This window comes from Actinophytocola algeriensis (genome assembly GCF_014203735.1).
Lineage (GTDB): Bacteria > Actinomycetota > Actinomycetes > Mycobacteriales > Pseudonocardiaceae > Actinophytocola > Actinophytocola algeriensis.
The window spans coordinates 699,168-716,412 of the sequence record NZ_JACHJQ010000006.1 but is presented as its reverse complement, the minus strand read 5'-3'; the positions used below and the strand labels follow the sequence as shown (position 1 = coordinate 716,412).

Sequence of the window (17,245 nt, the reverse complement as noted above, 5' to 3'; positions counted from 1 at the left end):
GAGGAATGGCACGCCGCAAGGGCCCTTCGACGACCAAGGTCGACCCCAACGCGTTCGACAAGGCTGGCGCGAAGGTCTTCGACAATTCGCTGAAGACCGAGATCGAGGACTCCTACCTGGAGTACGCGTACTCCGTCATCCACTCGCGTGCGCTGCCCGACGCGCGGGACGGTTTGAAGCCGGTGCACCGCCGGATCCTGTACTCGATGAACGAGAACGGCTACCGGCCGACGCACGCGTACGTGAAGTCGTCCCGCGTGGTCGGCGACGTGATGGGCAAGTACCACCCGCACGGCGACACCGCCATCTACGACGCGATGGTGCGGCTGGCGCAGGACTTCTCGATGAACGCGCCACTGGTCGACGGGCACGGCAACTTCGGTAGCCCGGACGACGGACCGGCTGCGTCGAGATACACCGAGTCGCGGCTGTCCCACGAGTCGATGCTCCTGGTGGGGGAGCTGGGTGAGGACACCGTCGACTTCCGGCCCAACTACGACGGTTCGCTCGACGAGCCGTCGGTGTTGCCCGCCGCGTTCCCGAACCTGCTGGTGAACGGGACGTCGGGCATCGCCGTTGGTATGGCCACCAACATGATCCCGCACAACCTCGCCGAGGTGATCGGGGCGGCGCGGTGGCTGATCCACCACCCGGACGCCTCGCTCGACAAGCTCATGGAGTTCGTGCCCGGGCCGGACCTGCCGACCGGTGGCATGCTGCTGGGGCTCGACGAGGTGCGGCGGGCCTACGAGACCGGCCGTGGTGTCGTGCGCATGCGCGCGAAGGTCGAGATCGGGCCGCTGGAGGGGAGCCGGGGGCGGCAGGCGATCACGATCGTCGAGCTGCCGTACGCGGTGGGGCCCGAGAAGATCATCGAGAAGATCACCGACGAGGTGACGAAGTCCAAGCGCCTCACCGGGATCGCGGACGTCAAGGACCTCACCGACCGCGAGAACGGCACCCGCGTGGTGATCGAGTGCAAGGTCGGTGTGAACCCGCAGGCGTTGCTGGCCGACCTGTACCGGCTCACGCCGATGGAGCAGTCGTTCGGCATCAACAACCTGGTGCTGGTCGACGGGCAGCCGCAGACGCTGGGGCTCAAGGCGCTGCTGGACGTGTTCCTCAAGCACCGCTACGAGGTCGTCACCCGGCGCACGAAGTTCCGCCGTCGCAAGCGGGAGGAGCGGCTGCACCTCGTCGAGGGTCTGCTCATCGCGCTGCTGGACATCGACAAGGTGATCCGGCTGATCCGGTCGAGCGACGACGCGGCGGCGGCGAAGGAGGGCTTGATGAAGCGCTTCAAGCTCTCCGAGATCCAGGCGACCTACATCCTGGACACGCCGCTGCGCCGCCTCACCAAGTACGACAAGATCGAGCTGGAGGCCGAGCAGGACCGGCTGCGGGGCGAGATCGCCGAGCTGACCAACATCCTCGAGAACGAGTCGGTGCTGAAGAAGCTCGTGTCGAACGAGCTGGCGAAGGTCGCGAAGGACCTCGGGCAGGAGCGGCGGACCGCGCTGATCGACGGTGACCTCAAGGAGGTGCTGGCGGCGTCCAAGCCGGCCGGGCCACTGGAGGTCGCGGACGATCCGTGCCAGGTGATCCTGTCGGCCACCGGTCTGGTCGCGCGCACGGCGGCCGAGTCGGAGGAGGCGACCGAGGCACGCAGGCGCAGTGGCCGCGCCAAACACGACACGGTGTCGGCGGTGGTGCACACGACGGCGCGTGGTCAGGTGCTGCTGGTGACGAGCCGCGGCCGCGCGTTCAAGACGGATGTGCTGCCGCTGCCGGTGCTGCCGGAGGCCGCCGGCACGGTTTCCCTGCGTGGCGGCATGGCGGCGAGTGAGCTGATCCCCTTGGAGAAGGGGGAGAAGGTCGTCGGCATCGCGCCGCTCGGGGAGCGGGCCGAGGGGTCGCCGGGGCTCGCGCTCGGCACGAAGCACGGTGTGGTGAAGGTGTGCGCGCCGGAGTGGCCGGTGCGGTCCGACGAGTTCGACGTGATCGCGTTGAAGGACGGCGACGAGGTGCTCGGCGCGACCTGGTTGACCGACGGGAACGAGACGCTGGTGTTCCTGTCGTCCGACTCGTCACTGCTGCGGTTCGGCGTCTCGCTGGTGCGGCCGCAGGGTGTGAAGGGCGGCGGCATGGCGGGCATCAACCTCGCCGGGGACGCGGAGGCGGTGTTCTTCGCGGCGGTGCGCACCGACGACGACGAGCACGGCGAGCCGATGGTCGTGACGTGCACCGGGCAGAGCGTGAAGGTGACGCCGTTCGAGCTGTACCCGGCGAAGGGCCGCGCCACCGGCGGGGTGCGCACGCACCGGTTCCTGAAGGGCGAGACCCGTCTGATGCTGGGCTGGGTGGGGCCGCGGCCCGCGGGTGCGTCGAACAACGGGTCGTCGGTGGAGCTGCCGGAGCCGGACCAGCGCCGGGACGGGTCGGGCACCGCGCACCCGGGGCCGGACGTGATCGGTCACCTCATCGAGCGAGGCTGAACGTCCCCTCACCCTTGCCGACGCGGATCTCGCCGACGCACGCGGTGTCGGTGATCAGCACGGTGAACGGGCCGGTGGTCGGCGGCACGCGGGTGTCGCCGACCCAGATCGCGGCGAGCTGACGGTCCACGCACTCGCGCGGGAGTTCCGCTGCCGCGCGGGTGCCTTCGTGGATGGTCACGTTCGCGGGGAGGCCGGCCGAGTACGCGGGCGGCGTGGGTGCCGGGGCCGGGGTCGGCGCGGGTGCCGCCGATGTGTCCTGTTTGGACGATGTCGCGCTCGGCAGTGCCAGCGCGTAGCCGGTGCCGCCGAACAGGGTCAGCACCGCGGCGATCGCGAGCACCCGGCGGGCCAGGCGGAACCGGCCGCGCAGCTGCATGACGCCCGCCTCGGCCAGTACCAGGGAACGGTGGTCCTGGTACATGTTCAGCTGGTCGTCGACCTGCGCCAGTTCCTTCTGCTTGGTCGTGAGCGCGGCGCGTTCGGAGTCGAGCTTGGTCGCGGCCGCCGTGTACATGGCCGACGTCGTGCCGATCTCCTTCTCCACCGACGGGTCGTCCGCGCGGCGGGCGCGCAGTTCCACCAGGAGTTTGCCGAGGTCCTCGATCCGCTTCTCGTACGAGGTCACCGACACGGTCAGGTTCGCGACCACGGGCGCCAGCTTGGCGTGCTCGGACTCGAGTTCGCCGAGGCGCTGGATGAGGCTGGTGACCGACGCCTGCCGGTCGTCGCTCGCGAGGTTCGGGCCGAGGTGGGCGGACGACTCGGGGCCGTGGATGATGTGCGCCAGCTCGATGCGGCACGCGATCCGCGGGTTCCACCAGGCGCGGAGCTTGTTGGCGGTGATCACGGGCTTGCCCTTGACGAACACGTAGCCCTTGTCGTCGGTCTTCTGGATCGAGCGCAGGTCCGAGTCGAGCTCGCCGAGGCTCGCGTCCTCCGGTTCGCTCACCATCGACACGGCGACGACCGCGCTCACGATGCCGGCCACCGCCAGGACGAGTCCGCCGACCAGCCACACGCCCGACGGCCACCGCAGTTCGACGTCGGCGATCGCGGCGAACGGGAGCGAGCCGAAGATCAGGGCGCCGACGGCGGCGAACGCGGCGAGCATCCAGCGCGCGGTCTTCTGGTAGCTCTGGCGGGCGGCGCGGGCCATCTGCACCGCGGCGGAGTTCTCTGGGACGGTGCCCCGCGGCGCCGCCTCTTCCTTCTCGTCCGCGCCCGCGGCCTTCGCCACGAAGTTCTTCAACGCCTCCACTGCGTCGGTCAGCTTCGAGATCATCGAGACGTCGATCGCCATCCGTGCCCCCAACTTTCCTGCTGTCTCGACCGGTTATCGCGATGAGTACCACGGTCGTGACGGGACGCCGAACGTGGGTCACCAGCAGAGATATGACCTATCGCGTAAGCCCTTGCAAGACTTGCGTGGTTTTGCGTGGTTCTGCGTGGTTGACGTGAAATACATCCGATCTCTAGTCTGCGAAGGTCGATCGGGTGACAGCGAGGGATGAGCTAAAGATGCGCGTTCAACGAAGAGCGTCCCGGTTCCTTGCGGCCGCGGTGGCCGCCGCGGCCGCCTTGTCCGTGGCAGTGGTGACCTCGAGCCCCGCTCAGGGCGCCGCGCCGGGGCACAAACCGTGGCCGGAACCCCGCAACCCGGCCATGACCCTGTGGTACGACGAGCCCGCGACCGACTGGGAGTCGAAGTCGCTGCCCATCGGCAACGGCGCGCTCGGCATGAGCGTGTTCGGCGGCGTGCAGAACGAACAGCTGACGTTCAACGAGAAGTCGCTGTGGACCGGCGGTCCCGGCTCACCCGGCTACGACTTCGGCGACTGGCACGAGCCGCGGCCGACCGCGATCACCGACGTGCAGAACCGGATCAACGCCGAGGGGCAGGTCGACCCGGAGTACGTGGCGGACGTGCTGGGGCAGCCGAAGACCGGTTTCGGTGCGTACCAGGTGTTCGGTGACCTGCGGCTCGCGCAGCCGCAGAACCCGCCGTCGGTCACGGACTACCGGCGCGGCCTGAACATCGCGGACGCGGTCGCGGGCGTCAGCTACGCGTCCGGGGGTGCCACGTTCACCCGCGAGTACTTCGCGTCCGCGGCCGACGACGTGATCGTCGCCCGGCTGACCGCGAGCCAGGCGGGCCGGATCAGCTTCACCGCGTCGATCACCGCGCCGGACAACCGGTCGCGGCAGACCACCGCGCAGAACGGCCGGATCACGTTCGCCGGCAACCTGAACGACAACGGCATGCGGTTCGAGTCGCAGGTGCGGGTGCTCAACGAGGGTGGGTCCCGCACCGACAACAGCAACGGCACGGTCACCGTGTCGGGTGCCAACGCGGTCACGCTGATCCTCGCCGCGGGCACGAACTACTCGACGGCCTACCCGAACTACCGCACGTCCGACCCGCACAACGGGGTGACGAGCCGGGTCGACGCGGCCGCCGCGAAGTCGTTCGATGCCCTGCGTTCCGCGCACGTCGCCGACTACCGCGGCCTGTTCGACCGGGTGGCGCTCGACGTCGGCCAGCAGATGCCGGACATCCCGACCGACGACCTGCTGCGGGCCTACCGCGACGCGAGCACCCCGCCGGCGACCAGGAAAGCCCTGGAGGTCCTGTACTTCCAGTACGGCCGCTACCTGTTGATCTCCTCGTCGCGCGACGGGTCGCTGCCCGCGAACCTGCAGGGCGTGTGGAACAACTCCACGTCACCGCCGTGGAGCGCGGACTACCACGTGAACATCAACCTGCAGATGAACTACTGGCCGGCGGAGACGACGAACCTGTCGGAGACCACCGAGCCGTTCTTCGACTACGTGGACTCGATGGTGCCGCCGGGCACGAAGACCGCGCGGGAGATGTTCGGCAACCGCGGGTGGGTGGTGCACAACGAGACCAACCCGTTCGGGTTCACCGGTGTGCACGACTGGGCGACCTCGTTCTGGTTCCCCGAGGCCGGTGCGTGGCTGGCGCAGCACTACTACGAGCACTACCTGTTCACCCGGGACGTGAACTTCCTGCGGCAGCGGGCGTACCCGATCCTGAAGTCGCTGTCGCAGTTCTGGTTCGACGAGCTGGTGGCCGATCCCCGGGACGGCAAGCTGGTCGTGACGCCGAGCTTCTCACCGGAGCAGGGGCCGTTCTCGGCCGGCGCGTCGATGTCGCAGCAGATCGTGTGGGACCTGTTCACCAACACCGCCGAGGCGGCGACCACGTTGGGCGACAACGGGTTCGCGAACGAGGTGCGCGGGTACCTCGGGCGGCTCGACCCGGGCCTGCGGGTCGGGCGCTGGGGTCAGCTGCAGGAGTGGAAGTCCGACTGGGACGACGAGAACAACGACCACCGGCACGTGTCGCACCTGTTCGCGCTGCACCCTGGCAGGCAGATCACGCCGCAGGAGGACCCCGAGCTGGTCGAGGCCGCGCGGACGTCGCTGACCGCGCGCGGTGACGGCGGGACCGGCTGGAGCAAGGCCTGGAAGATCAACTTCTGGGCGCGGCTCCTGGACGGCAACCACTCGCACACGATGCTGTCGGAACTGCTGAAGACCAGCACGCTCGACAACCTGTGGGACACCCACCCGCCGTTCCAGATCGACGGCAACTTCGGTGCCACCGCGGGTGTCGCGGAGATGCTGCTGCAGAGCCACCGCGGAGTGGTCGACGTGCTGCCCGCGCTGCCCGACTTCTGGGCGAACGGGTCGGTGAAGGGCCTGAAGGCACGCGGGGACGTCACCGTCGACACCGACTGGACCGCCGGTGTGCCGACCCGGATCGCGCTGAAGGCGGGGAAGAACGGCACGCTTCGGGTGTCGAGCGCGCTGTTCGACGGCCGGTACCAGATCGTCGACCAGCGGACCCGCAAGCCGGTGCGCCACCAGCGGGCCGGTGCGGAGATCTCGTTCAACGCGGTCGCCGGGCGGACCTACGTCGCCACGTCGGCGGTGTCGGTGACCGTCGCCGCGCCGGAACAGGTGGTGGACCGGACGCCGTTCGACGCGCGGGTGACCGTGACGTCGCGGGGACCCGAGGTGCCCGCGGGAACGTTGTCGCTGGTGGCCCCGGAGGGCTGGACGGTCGCGCCTGCCTCGCAGCCGTCCACCATCGTCCCCAGTGGACAGTCTCGTTCGTACACGTTCCGGGTGACGCCGGTCGCCGGGTCGGCCGACCAGGCCCGCCTGACGGCGGTCCTCGCCGGGAACGGGTGGCGCAACACCGGGCTGACGGGAGTGCGGATCGAACCGCTGCCTCCGTGCACCCCCGCGACCGGCACCGTGGTGGCGTGGGATCCGGGGTCCGGTTCGGTGGTGGCCGACGGGTCGCCGAACAACCGGGACGCGACCGTCGACGGTGCCGCGGCCTACGACGCGGCCGCGCCGACCGGCTCGGGTCTGGTGCTGGGCGGGTCGACGTTCCTGCGCACGGCCGACACGTCGCTCGGCTACCTGAAGGAGGCGACGTTCGCGGCGGAGGTGAAGGTCGACGGGTCCGGCTCGTACCGGCGGCTGTTCGACTTCCAGCCGAGCGGCGACCCCGGCACGGACGGGGTGCTGATCGACCTGACCCCGTCGAACCAGGTGCGGTTCATCGGCTCCGGGCAGAACGTGACGACGAACGCGACCGTGCCGACCGGGCGCTATGTGGACCTGGTGCTCGTGATGGCGGACAGCGGTGAGCTGACGGTCTACGCGGACGGGGCCCGGATCGGTGGCGGGCAGGTGCCCGACGACGGGATCAACGGCTGCGCGACCCGCCAGTTGCGTTTCGCCGCCGACCAGGGCGGCGGGCAGCGCATGACCGGAGCGGTGGACCGGGCGGCGATCTTCGCGGACGCCCTGTCCGCGGAGGAGATCCCGGGCTGGCGCACGAGGGCCTTCGGCTGAGAGTCCCCGAGGCTGACCCGGCGTGCCGGCGCCGGGTCAGCCTCGGCCTATGAACGGCATGTTCGTGGCCATGACCGTCAGGAACTGGACGTTCGCGGTCAGCGGTAGTTCTGCCATGTGCAGCACCATGTCCGCCACGTGTGAGGCGTCCATCGTCGGTTCCGGGCGGACCGAGCCGTCCGCCTGCAGGGTGCCCGTCCCCATCCTCGCGGTCATGGCCGACGCCGCGTTGCCGATGTCGATCTGGCCGCACGCGATGTCGTGTGCGCGGCCCTCCAGGGACAACTGCTTGGTCAGGCCCGTGATCGCGTGCTTCGTCGCCGTGTAGGCCACCGCGTTCGGGCGGGGGCTGTGGGCGGAGATGGAACCGTTGTTGATGATGCGGCCGCCGCGGGGGTCCTGTGTGGACATCAGGCGGAACGCGGCCTGCGCGCAGTAGAACGAGCCGGTCAGGTTGGTGTCGACGACGGCCTGCCAGTCGGCCGGGTCGACGTCGGCGACCGGGCGGCCGCGACCGAAGGTGCCCGCGTTGTTCACCAGCAGGTCCAGCCTGCCCCAGCGGTCCTCGACCGCCTCGAACAACGCGGTCACCGACTCGTACGAGGACACGTCGGTGACGATCGCCGTGCCCTCGATCTCCCTGGCCGTCTCGCGCAGCGTGTCCTCGGTGCGGCCCGCGACCACGACGTGGTAGTCCGCGTCCGCGAGCCGCAGCGCGATCGCCCGGCCGAGGCCGGAGCCGCCGCCGGTGACGACCGCGATCCTCACGCCAGCCGCCTCGGGCCCACGAACGCCGCGGCCGCCGCGAGCACGTAGCCCAGCGCCGGGCCGTACGCGCCGATCCGCACGTCCTCGAACCCGAACCCGTCGGTCAGGTCCGACACCGCGGCCACGTGCACGCCCGCGATCACCAGCAGCACCAGCCCGGCGAGGCGGCGGAAGGTCGACATCGCCATCTTCAGCATGAAGATCACCACGACCAGTGCGCCGAGTGCGACGACCGCGAACGTGATCTCCTTGCGGGTGAAGGCGACCGAGCCACCGGTGAACAGCTCGCCGAACGGACCGAACCGCAGCGCCAGCACCCCGATGCCGATGATCGTGAGCGCCGCCCAGATCACCTTCATCGCCACCGACTCGATCACCGCCACCAGCGACAGCAGGATCCCCAGCGCCGCGAGCGGGTAGCTGAACAACACGACGTACGCGCCTGCGAACCCGTGCGCGTCGAAGTTGGTGGCGAGGTCCCAGATCGCGGGGAGCGCCTGGGAGTCCTTGTTCGCCGACGAGTACACCCACGGCAGCACGGTGAAGCTGACGACCTGCACGACCAGCCCGAGGAGGCTCAGCAGCAGCCCGAGCCCGGGGAGCCGGAAGCCGCCGCCCTCGTCGTGTTCACGGGGCGGCGGCGCCTGCCGTTCTGGAGCGGGACGACGTGGCGCGGGCCGGGCCGCCTGTGGCTCGTGGCCGCGCTGGTCCGGATAGCCGCCCCGGTAGCCCTGGTCGGGATAACCGCCGCCGTGCCCCTGGTCGTACGCGGGCTGCTGGGGCGGATATCCGCGTTGGTAGTCACCCTGCGGGTAACCCTGCGGCTGCCGAGGGTACTGATCGTCTCGGTACGGTCCTCCTGGTCGGGACATGCGGGCACCGTACCCGCAGTTCACGTCACGTGGTGACCCGTTCCCTCCGGTAGGCGACGATCGTCGCGACCGTGCCCGCCCCGACGGCGACCAGGACGCCCGCGAGCCGCACCCACGACGCCGCGGCCACCCCGGCCTCGGCGAAGTCGGTCAGCTTGCCCAGTCCGGCGAGGACCGCCGCCACCTCGGCGACCGCCGCGAGCCCGCCGACGACCAGCGGCCACCGCCAGCGCGTGGCCACGATCAGGACCGCCGACGCCACCATGAGCACCAGCCCCGGCGGCACCGCGGGCATCGCCACCCCGGCGACCTTCTGCGCGACGATCCCCGCCGCGCCCACCAGCAGCCCGGCCACCGTCCACGTTCGTGCCGACATCGTGTTTCCCCCTTCGCTCGACTGATGTCGTCTACAGTCGCAACTCCGGTGTGTGGGGTCGTCCCACCGCCGAACCGTCTTCGGATACGCCGCCGGACGTAGGTGAGGAGCCGCATGGGAGCCGCGAAGAGTACGGAGTCGTTGGCCGGTGTCCCGCTCACCAACCTCGACCAGCCCCTGTTCGAGGGTGCGGACGCCACGAAGCGCGACCTCGTGGACTACCTCGACGCCGTCCACACGCGACTGCTGCCCGAGATCGAGCAGCGCCCGCTGTCGGTGATGCGCGTGCGGCTCGGGACGGACCCGTTCATGCAGAAGAACGTCCCCAAGTACGCGCCGGAATGGCTGAAGACCACGACGTCCTGGGCGGAGTCGTCGCGGCGGGAAGTGCACTACGCCCTGTGCGACGATAGAAGATCGCTGGTGTGGTTCGCGAACCAGCGCGCGGTCGAGTACCACCCGACGCTCGGGCGGGTGCCGGACTTCTACCAGGCCACGCACCTGGTGCTGGACCTCGACCCGCCGGAGGGCGACGACACGTTCGGTGTCGCCGTGCAGGCGGCGCTGCTGGTGCGGCAGGCACTCAACGACCTGGGCCTCGACGGGGCAGTGAAGACCAGCGGCGCCAAGGGTGTGCACGTGTTCGTGCCGATCACCACCGACGTCGACATGGCCGACGCGGCGGCCGCGACCCGCGCCATCGCCGCGCGTGCCGAGCGCATCGACCCGGACCTCGCGACGACCGCGTACATCAAGGCGGACCGCGGCGGGAAGGTGTTCGTCGACTCGACCCGCGCGGGCGGTGCGACCGTCGTGGCCGCGTTCAGCCCCAGGGTGCGGCCGGGGACGCCGGTGTCGTTCCCGGTGCCGTGGGACGAGATCGAGAACGTGGCACCGCGCGACTTCACCATCCGCAACGCCGCAACGCTGCTGGGCGACCGGAACCCGTGGGCCGACGCGCTGCCCGCGCCCCAGGCCCTGCCTGCCGACCTGGTCGCGGAGGGACACGAGATCCCGGTGGCCAGGGTGGTCGCGATGCACGAGGGCAAGCGCCGCAAGCGGGCGGCGGAGCAGGCTGCCAAGGAGGAGCCGTCCGGGTAACGTGGACGGCATGGACGTCCTGCTGCCGTTCCTGCTCGTCGCCGGGGTCGTCACCGCGATCTGCTGGGGTCTGGTGCGTGGCGCGGCACGGATGCGGCGCCGCCGCGTTGGCAGCGCCGCGATGAGTGGTGCCATGAGCGTCATCGACGAGATCTGGCACCCGGCCGCGCACGAGCCGCAGATCGAGATCCAGCAGGCCTACGAACGGCAGGCCCCCACCCCGTCACCGGACGACAAGGCCAGCCCGCGTCCCCGCGCTTGAAGGGGACACTAGTTCTTCTTCCCGAGCAGGTCGGCGAAGGGCACGAACTCTTCCTTCGCGGGCGCCGGGCCGCGGACCATCAGGTCGGCCAGCTCACCGGCCGCCCGGTCGATCCGCTGCGCAAGGTCCTTGCCCGCCCAGTCCTCCGTCGCCGCGTACACGGCCGTCGGGACGACCACTGCGTGCAGGTAGGCGAACATCGGCCGCATGGCGTGCTCCAGCGCGAGCGAGTGCCGCGCGGTGCCGCCGGTCGCGGCGATCAGCACCGGCTTGCCGGTCAGGGCCTCGTTGTCGGCCAGGTCGAAGAAACTCTTGAACAGGCCGCTGTAGGAGGCGGTGAAGATCGGCGTGGCGACGACCAGGCCATCCGCCTCCACCACGGCTTTCAACGCGTCATCCAGTGCGGGCGCAGGGAAGCCGGTGACCAGGTTGTTGGCGATGTCGACCGCCAGCTCCCGCAGCTCGACCACCCGGGGGGTGACATCCGCGTGGGCGGCGACGGCCGTCGCCAGCCGGTCGGCGAGCAGCCTCGTCGACGACGGCTGGGTCAGGCCCGCGGAAACAACGACGAGCTTCATGCCTCCACCTTCTCCGAAAACTCCGGGGAACCCCCTGCTGAACCCACTTCCGTGGCCTTGGCCGCGGCGACCAGCGACTCGTGCGTCGGCGCCGCCGCGACACCGGGGGCGCGCCGCGCCTCGAACTCCGTGCGCAGCACCGGAAGGATCTCACCGAGGTGGTCCAGCTGCTCCAGCACCGTCTTCAACGGCAGGCCGGCGTGGTCCATCAGGAACAGCTGGCGCTGGTAGTCGCCGAAGTGCTCGCGGAACGTCAGCGTCCGGTCGATCACCTGCTGGGGCGACCCGACGGTCAGCGGCGTCTGCTCCGTGAAGTCCTCGAGCGACGGCCCGTGCCCGTACACCGGCGCGTTGTCGAAGTACGGCCGGAACTCGTTCACGGCGTCCTGCGAGTTCTTCCGCATGAACACCTGCCCGCCGAGGCCGACGACGGCCTGCTCCGGCGTGCCGTGCCCGTAGTGCGCGAACCGCTCCCGGTACAGGCCGATCAGCCGCTGGAAGTGGTAGGTCGGCCAGAAGATGTGGTTCGCGAAGAACCCGTCGCCGTAGTAGGCGGCCTGCTCCGCGATCTCCGGGCTGCGGATGGAACCGTGCCACACGAACGGCGGCACCCCGTCCAGCGGCCGCGGCGTGGACGTGAAGCCTTGCAGCGGCGTGCGGAACCGGCCTTCCCAGTCGACGACGTCCTTGCGCCACAACTCGTGCAGCAGCGCGTAGTTCTCGATCGCGAGGGGGATGCCCTGCCGGATGTCCTGCCCGAACCACGGGTAGACCGGGCCCGTGTTGCCGCGGCCCATCATCACGTCGACGCGGCCGCCTGCCAGGTGCTGCAGCATCGCGAAGTCCTCGGCGATCTTCACCGGGTCGTTCGTGGTGATCAGCGTCGTCGCCGTGGACAGGATCAGCTTCTCGGTCCGCGCGGCGATGTAGCCGAGCATGGTGGTCGGCGAGGACGGCACGAACGGCGGGTTGTGGTGCTCGCCGGTCGCGAACACGTCCAGCCCGACCTCTTCGGCCTTGAGCGCGATCGTGACCATGGCCTTGATCCGCTCGTGCTCACTCGGCGTCACGCCGGTGGTCGGGTCGGTGGTGACGTCCCCGACGGAGAAGATCCCGAACTGCATCACGCTCATCCTTCCGGGTAGTTGCGACTTCAACTACTGCCTGGAACCGTACTCGACGTGCCGGTATTCCCGCGACCGAGGTGGGCGACGGTGAAGCAGACGGTCAGCCAGAGGATGCCGATCAGCCACCCGGCGAGCACGTCCGACGGCCAGTGCACGCCGAGGTAGACGCGGCTGAACCCCACCACGACCACCAGGAACCCGCCGAGCACGGCCAGGAGCGTCCGCCGCGGCACACCGGGTCGTTCGCGGACCGCCAGCACGGTGAGCAGGCCAAGCACGGCCATCGAGTTGAGGCTGTGCCCGGACGGGTACGACCAGCTGTGGACGAACACCACGTGGTCCGACAGCGCGGGCCGCGGCCGCTCGACGATCGCCTTGAGCACCGGCCCGAGCGCGAGCGCCCCCGCCGACCCGGCGACCACCAGCAGCGAGTCGGCCTTCCTGCCCCTCCAGGCCAGCCACGCACCCGCTGCCAGCGCGATGACGATGAGCGACGGCGTGCTCCCGAACCGGCTCGCGTTGACCATCACCTCGGTCCAGAACCCGCTCCGGTGGTCGACCACCCAGTCCCGGAACGGACCGTCCAGCCCGGCGAGCGCCTTGTGGTGCACGACGGCCTCGGTCAGCACGATCGCGGCAAGCCCCAGCACGACCATGGCCAGGCCAGCGGCGACGGCTTGTCTTGATCGGGTCACTGGTCCGCGTCCTTGGGATCTTTGTGGGCAAGTCTTGGCCTGATCAGCGGTTACCTCAGGGGAACGTGACGACACTCAACCACCAACCGCCCGCGGTCCGCAGGTTTCGCTGGGTCGGGACCAACACTTTTGAATCCGGGGAGGCGGACTAGCCGATCGGCCACCGACGGGTCGGCCGATCGGCCGGTGCCGGTCGCGGGGTCATGGCCATCTGCCCGACGTGCTCGACCGGCCTCCTCCGCGAAGGTTCTCCCCAACGCACAGCCCGGCGGGCACAGAGGCCGCGGGCACGGAGAAGGGGCAGACATGACATCGCTGTTGTCCGGTCGAGGGCTGGTGAAGCGCTACGGCGCCGCGTACGCGCTCGCCGGGGTGGACATCGACATCGCCGCGGGCGAGGTCATCGCGATCGTGGGGCCGTCGGGGTCGGGCAAGACCTCGCTGCTGCACGTCCTCGCGGGCATCCTCAGGTCGGACGAGGGCGTGATCACCCTGGGCGGCCAACGCGTCGACCAGTTGTCGGAGACCAAGCGCAGCGAGCTGCGGCGCACCGAGTTCGGGTTCGTGTTCCAGTCCGGCATGCTCGTCGCCGAGCTGACCGCCGAGGAGAACGTGGCGCTGCCGCTGCTGCTCGGCGGCCGGGACCGCGCCATGGCGATCGACACCGCACGCACGTGGCTCGGCAGACTCGGTCTCGCGGGCAAGGAGGCCCGCCGTCCCGGTGAGCTGTCCGGCGGTGAGGCACAGCGCGTCGCGATCGCGCGGGCCATCGCCCACCGGCCGAAGGTGATCTTCGCCGACGAGCCGACCGGCGCACTGGACACCAAGACCGGACACGCGACGATCGGGGCGCTCGTCGAGGCCGCCAAGGAGACCGGCGCCGCGGTGATCGTCGTGACCCACGACCGGGAGATCGCCGCGATGATGCCGCGCACCGTCGCCATCCGCGACGGCAAGATCGAGCAGCCGGTGGCCGCATGAGCGGCGTGACGGAGCGGTCGCCGTCTGGACTGACGAGCACGGAGATTCCTGCGCGAGGAACGAGCCCAGGAATCTCCGCGCGCGGGAGGGAAGACGGCGGCTCAGCGGAGGAACAGAGCGAACAAGGAGATACAGCATGAATCCTCTGCAGCTCGCTCTGCGGGTGCTGCGCGTGGATCGGCGCACCCAGGTGTCCACCGTGCTGACCGCACTGGGGGTCGCGGTGGCCACCGGGCTGGTGCTGTTGCTGACGAGCCTCCCGTACGCGACGCAGGCCAGAGCGGAACGGACGCTGTGGCAGCACCCCACCGGTTTCACCGAGTCCGGTGGGCAGGTCAGCTTCGCCTCCAGCGACGACCAGGTCGACGGGCAGGTGATCACCCGGGTGGACGTCGCGCCGCTCGTCGACCCGGCCGACCTCGATCTGCCGCCGGGTATCGACCGGCTGCCCGCACCCGGCGAGATGCTGCAGTCGCCGGAGCTCGCGCACCTCGCGTCGACCATGCCCGCGTCGGAGCTGTCGGACCGGTTCGGCGCGAAACCGGCCGGGTTGCTCGGCGAGGACGCGCTGATGTTCCCCGAGCAGCTGGTGCTGCTCGTCGGGCACACACCCGACACCATGCCGGCGAACGCCTACCAGCTGCCGGAGCTGGCGGCCGGTGTGGCGCAGCCGGACGGGCTGCTGACACTGCTCGCCGGGGTCGGCGTCGTCGTGCTGCTCGTGCCGAGCCTGGTGCTGGTGGCGTCCGCGTCCCGGCTCACGGCCGCGCGGCGGGAACGCAGGCTGGCCGCGCTGCGCCTCGCGGGGGCGACCCCCGCACAGGTCACGTCCATGGTCGCCGCCGAGACCGGGCTCGCCGCGGTGCTGGGCGCCGTGCTCGGGGTCGCGATCAGTCCGGTGCTGCACTCGCTCGCGACCTGGGTGCCGTGGGGCGGCGGCACCTGGTTCGCACAGGACTTCATACTGCCGTGGCCGATCGTGGTGCTGGTGGCGGTCGCCGTGCCGGTGCTGGTGGTCGGTGCCGCCGTCGCCGGGCTGCGGCGCGTGGTGAACACACCGCTGATGGCGGCGGGCGGGCACACGAGCAAACCGCTCAACAAGGGGCGTCTGCTGATCGTGCCCGCGGCGGTGCTGCTGTTCTTCCTGACGCTGTCGATGGCAAAGGACTCCTCCGCCGCGCTGCTGCCGCTGCTGGCGTCGCTCGGGTTCCTCATGTGGTCGCCGACCATCGTGGGACCGTGGGTGACCTCGGCGCTCGGTGGGTTCTTCACGAAGGTGTGGCGCAAGCCGTCCGCGCTGCTGGCCGGGCGGCGGCTGCGGGACGACCCGAAGGCGGCGTACCGGGCGTCGGCCGGTGTGGTGCTGGCGGTGTTCGCCGGGTCGATGGCACTGACGCTGATGCCGAGCCTCGAGTCCGAGGCCGGCTACTACAGCGCCTACCGGGACTCCGTCCTGTACCTCAGCACGGACGCCGAGCGCGCGCCGGCCATCGTCGACGAGGTCGACGACAGGCTGGAGCGCTACGGGCTCGCGGCCCGGGCGGCGCAGGTCGGAGAGGTCCAGCTGAAACAGGGCGAGGAGTACCTGCAGGGCTACGTCGTGTCCTGCGCGAACGCCGAGGTGCTGCTGCCGGTGTCGCTCGACTGCGAGACCGAGCCCGCGGTGTACGCACCGTCCGGCGCCGCGCTGGAGACGGTGTCGTACTCCACCGAGTCGACACCTGACGGGGGCGCGTCCGAGAAGCTTGCCCCGCTGGGTGTCACACCGGTCGCGGCGTCGACGGACGTCGTGCTGATCGACCCGTCGCTGCTGCCCGCCGGGACCGAACTGTCGAATGTGGACATCGCGGTGCCCGCGGACGGCAAGTCTCGGGAGTCGGCGCGGACCGCGCTGCTCGCCGCGTCCGGCGGTGCGCAGGTGATCAGCAAGGAGATGAAGCTCGGTGAGCAGAACTCCGAGCTCGCGGACCTGCGCCGGGTGACGGTGATCGGCCTGGTGACCGCGTCGGTGCTCGGCGGCCTGTCCGCGGCGATCGCGACGGCGGGTTCGGTGATGGACCGGCGGCGCACGTTCGGCGCGCTGATGGCCGCTGGCACGCCGGTGCACACGCTCGCCAGGGCACTGCGAGCGGAGGCGGCGCTGCCCGCGCTGGTCGCGACCGTCGGGGCGGGCGCGCTGGGGACGGTAGTCGGGGTCGGGCTGTTCGGGCTGGTGTCGGAGAGCGTCCCGGTGTTCAGCCCGTGGCTCGCCGCGCCGATCGTGCTCGGGGCGCTGGTCGCGGTGCTGGCCGCGTCGGTGTGCTCGCCCGCGCTGAAGCGGGTGCGTGCGGAGCCGCTGGCCGACGAGTGAGACCCCGGGGAGCCGCTCTGCCAACCCCTCGGGTGGGGCGCTCCCCGGACCTGGCCGCCGCTTCGCGTTCGGGGCGCGGGTGGCGCCTGAGAAGGGGGCCGGTTCGTCGGGGGACGGGCCGGAGGGTGAGCCCGGTTCGCGTGTCGGGGCGCGCGAGCCGGGCTTCGCTCGTGTGGTGGGGCCGGAGGTATCGGCGGTGTGCCCGGTCCGCTGTGGCGGCGGGCCGGGCGCCCGTTCTTCGTGACTACCGCGGTACTTCTGTCGCTGGTACTTCTGTCGCTGGCACTGCCACTTCGGTGGCGTTCAGTGGCGCTGGCTGTCGGTCAGCTCGGCCTGCATGCGCACCAGGATGGCGTGCGCGTCGACCACCTCGCCGGCCAGCAGCAGGTCGGCGGCCAGGCGGACGCCGTCGCACTGCGGACGGATCCGGCAGCTGTCGCCCATGGCCGCGGTGCGGGCCAGGGCGGTGCGGAGGTCGTCAGCGAGGCCGTCGGGGCCGCCCGGCTCGGCCAGCCGGGCGAGTACCTTGTCCACCCCCATGAGCAGATCGTGTCCTGCGCGCGGCCGGATGTCCGGGGTGGTGAGCCCCACTCTCGGGCCGGGAATCGGTCGGGTGGCGGTCATAGGTGCGGCCTCGGTGGCCATGCGGTCCTCCTCGTCGTTGAGGTCTGCCCACCGATTCCCTCGGCAGGATTGGGCAAAACCTGAAGACATTCCAACGGGTGAACGCACTCATCGGTA

The 17,245-nt window shown here is 70.6% G+C and carries 14 protein-coding genes; 6 read left to right on the top strand and 8 right to left on the bottom strand.

Annotated features, from left to right (window positions below; all coding sequences use genetic code 11):
- Positions 1–5: 5 nt before the first annotated feature.
- A complete protein-coding gene (locus tag FHR82_RS30210) occupies positions 6–2,495 on the top strand; it encodes a DNA gyrase/topoisomerase IV subunit A (RefSeq protein ID WP_184813944.1) in 2,490 nt (829 codons plus the stop codon).
- On the opposite strand, the gene FHR82_RS30205 is transcribed toward FHR82_RS30210, so the two are convergent.
- Entirely contained in the window at positions 2,479–3,798 is a 1,320-nt protein-coding gene (locus tag FHR82_RS30205) for a hypothetical protein (protein ID WP_184813943.1), read from the bottom strand. The genes FHR82_RS30210 and FHR82_RS30205 overlap by 17 nt on opposite strands.
- Before the next feature lie 218 nt (positions 3,799–4,016).
- Here FHR82_RS30205 and FHR82_RS30200 point away from each other — a divergent pair, with 218 nt between their 5' ends.
- On the top strand, positions 4,017–7,394 hold the full coding sequence (locus FHR82_RS30200; protein ID WP_184813942.1) for a glycosyl hydrolase family 95 catalytic domain-containing protein: 3,378 nt from the start codon (positions 4,017–4,019) through the stop codon (positions 7,392–7,394).
- Between the two features lie 36 nt (positions 7,395–7,430).
- Here FHR82_RS30200 and FHR82_RS30195 read toward each other — a convergent pair whose 3' ends face one another.
- Genes FHR82_RS30195 through FHR82_RS30185 form a run of 3 tightly spaced genes read right to left on the bottom strand, consistent with a single transcriptional unit; the run spans position 7,431 to position 9,410 of the window.
- Positions 7,431–8,162, bottom strand: a complete 732-nt coding sequence (locus tag FHR82_RS30195) for an SDR family oxidoreductase (protein ID WP_184813941.1) — start codon at positions 8,160–8,162, stop codon at positions 7,431–7,433.
- The gene (locus tag FHR82_RS47700; protein ID WP_184813940.1) at positions 8,159–9,034 is read right to left on the bottom strand and encodes a proline-rich domain-containing protein; all 876 of its coding nucleotides are present in this window, start codon (positions 9,032–9,034) and stop codon (positions 8,159–8,161) included. The genes FHR82_RS30195 and FHR82_RS47700 overlap by 4 nt, the downstream gene beginning before the upstream one ends.
- A gap of 25 nt (positions 9,035–9,059) precedes the next feature.
- Positions 9,060–9,410 (bottom strand): hypothetical protein, encoded by a 351-nt coding sequence (locus FHR82_RS30185; protein ID WP_184813939.1) that lies wholly within the window; start codon positions 9,408–9,410, stop codon positions 9,060–9,062.
- Positions 9,411–9,524: 114 nt separating this feature from the next.
- Between FHR82_RS30185 and FHR82_RS30180 the strand changes: the two genes are divergently transcribed.
- Positions 9,525–10,511: a DNA polymerase domain-containing protein gene (locus tag FHR82_RS30180; RefSeq protein ID WP_184813938.1), complete on the top strand. Its 987-nt coding sequence runs from the start codon at positions 9,525–9,527 to the stop codon at positions 10,509–10,511.
- Between the two features lie 10 nt (positions 10,512–10,521).
- Entirely contained in the window at positions 10,522–10,773 is a 252-nt protein-coding gene (locus FHR82_RS30175; RefSeq protein ID WP_184813937.1) for a hypothetical protein, read from the top strand.
- An 8-nt stretch (positions 10,774–10,781) separates the two neighbouring features.
- On the opposite strand, the gene FHR82_RS30170 is transcribed toward FHR82_RS30175, so the two are convergent.
- The 3 genes from FHR82_RS30170 to FHR82_RS30160 are packed head-to-tail and all read right to left on the bottom strand — an operon-like array spanning position 10,782 to position 13,173.
- Complete coding sequence (locus FHR82_RS30170; RefSeq protein WP_184813936.1) at positions 10,782–11,351, bottom strand: FMN reductase; 570 nt, start codon at positions 11,349–11,351, stop codon at positions 10,782–10,784.
- Positions 11,348–12,475: an LLM class flavin-dependent oxidoreductase gene (locus FHR82_RS30165; RefSeq protein WP_184813935.1), complete on the bottom strand. Its 1,128-nt coding sequence runs from the start codon at positions 12,473–12,475 to the stop codon at positions 11,348–11,350. The genes FHR82_RS30170 and FHR82_RS30165 overlap by 4 nt, the downstream gene beginning before the upstream one ends.
- A gap of 29 nt (positions 12,476–12,504) precedes the next feature.
- Positions 12,505–13,173 (bottom strand): phosphatase PAP2 family protein, encoded by a 669-nt coding sequence (locus FHR82_RS30160; RefSeq protein ID WP_184813934.1) that lies wholly within the window; start codon positions 13,171–13,173, stop codon positions 12,505–12,507.
- Between the two features lie 306 nt (positions 13,174–13,479).
- Here FHR82_RS30160 and FHR82_RS30155 point away from each other — a divergent pair, with 306 nt between their 5' ends.
- Positions 13,480–14,154, top strand: a complete 675-nt coding sequence (locus FHR82_RS30155; protein WP_184813933.1) for an ABC transporter ATP-binding protein — start codon at positions 13,480–13,482, stop codon at positions 14,152–14,154.
- Between the two features lie 136 nt (positions 14,155–14,290).
- On the top strand, positions 14,291–16,504 hold the full coding sequence (locus tag FHR82_RS30150) for an FtsX-like permease family protein (protein ID WP_184813932.1): 2,214 nt from the start codon (positions 14,291–14,293) through the stop codon (positions 16,502–16,504).
- A gap of 303 nt (positions 16,505–16,807) precedes the next feature.
- Here FHR82_RS30150 and FHR82_RS30145 read toward each other — a convergent pair whose 3' ends face one another.
- A complete protein-coding gene (locus FHR82_RS30145) occupies positions 16,808–17,149 on the bottom strand; it encodes a hypothetical protein (RefSeq protein ID WP_184813931.1) in 342 nt (113 codons plus the stop codon).
- Positions 17,150–17,245 lie beyond the last annotated feature (96 nt).

Coding starts and splice junctions, on each gene's coding strand:
- FHR82_RS30210 (WP_184813944.1), top strand. CDS start 6: ATGGCACGCCGCAAGGGCCCTTCGACGACCAAGGTCGACCCCAACGCG.
- FHR82_RS30205 (WP_184813943.1), bottom strand. CDS start 3,798: ATGGCGATCGACGTCTCGATGATCTCGAAGCTGACCGACGCAGTGGAG.
- FHR82_RS30200 (WP_184813942.1), top strand. CDS start 4,017: ATGCGCGTTCAACGAAGAGCGTCCCGGTTCCTTGCGGCCGCGGTGGCC.
- FHR82_RS47700 (WP_184813940.1), bottom strand. CDS start 9,034: ATGTCCCGACCAGGAGGACCGTACCGAGACGATCAGTACCCTCGGCAG.
- FHR82_RS30185 (WP_184813939.1), bottom strand. CDS start 9,410: ATGTCGGCACGAACGTGGACGGTGGCCGGGCTGCTGGTGGGCGCGGCG.
- FHR82_RS30180 (WP_184813938.1), top strand. CDS start 9,525: ATGGGAGCCGCGAAGAGTACGGAGTCGTTGGCCGGTGTCCCGCTCACC.
- FHR82_RS30175 (WP_184813937.1), top strand. CDS start 10,522: ATGGACGTCCTGCTGCCGTTCCTGCTCGTCGCCGGGGTCGTCACCGCG.
- FHR82_RS30170 (WP_184813936.1), bottom strand. CDS start 11,351: ATGAAGCTCGTCGTTGTTTCCGCGGGCCTGACCCAGCCGTCGTCGACG.
- FHR82_RS30165 (WP_184813935.1), bottom strand. CDS start 12,475: ATGCAGTTCGGGATCTTCTCCGTCGGGGACGTCACCACCGACCCGACC.
- FHR82_RS30155 (WP_184813933.1), top strand. CDS start 13,480: ATGACATCGCTGTTGTCCGGTCGAGGGCTGGTGAAGCGCTACGGCGCC.
- FHR82_RS30150 (WP_184813932.1), top strand. CDS start 14,291: ATGAATCCTCTGCAGCTCGCTCTGCGGGTGCTGCGCGTGGATCGGCGC.
- FHR82_RS30145 (WP_184813931.1), bottom strand. CDS start 17,149: ATGGCCACCGAGGCCGCACCTATGACCGCCACCCGACCGATTCCCGGC.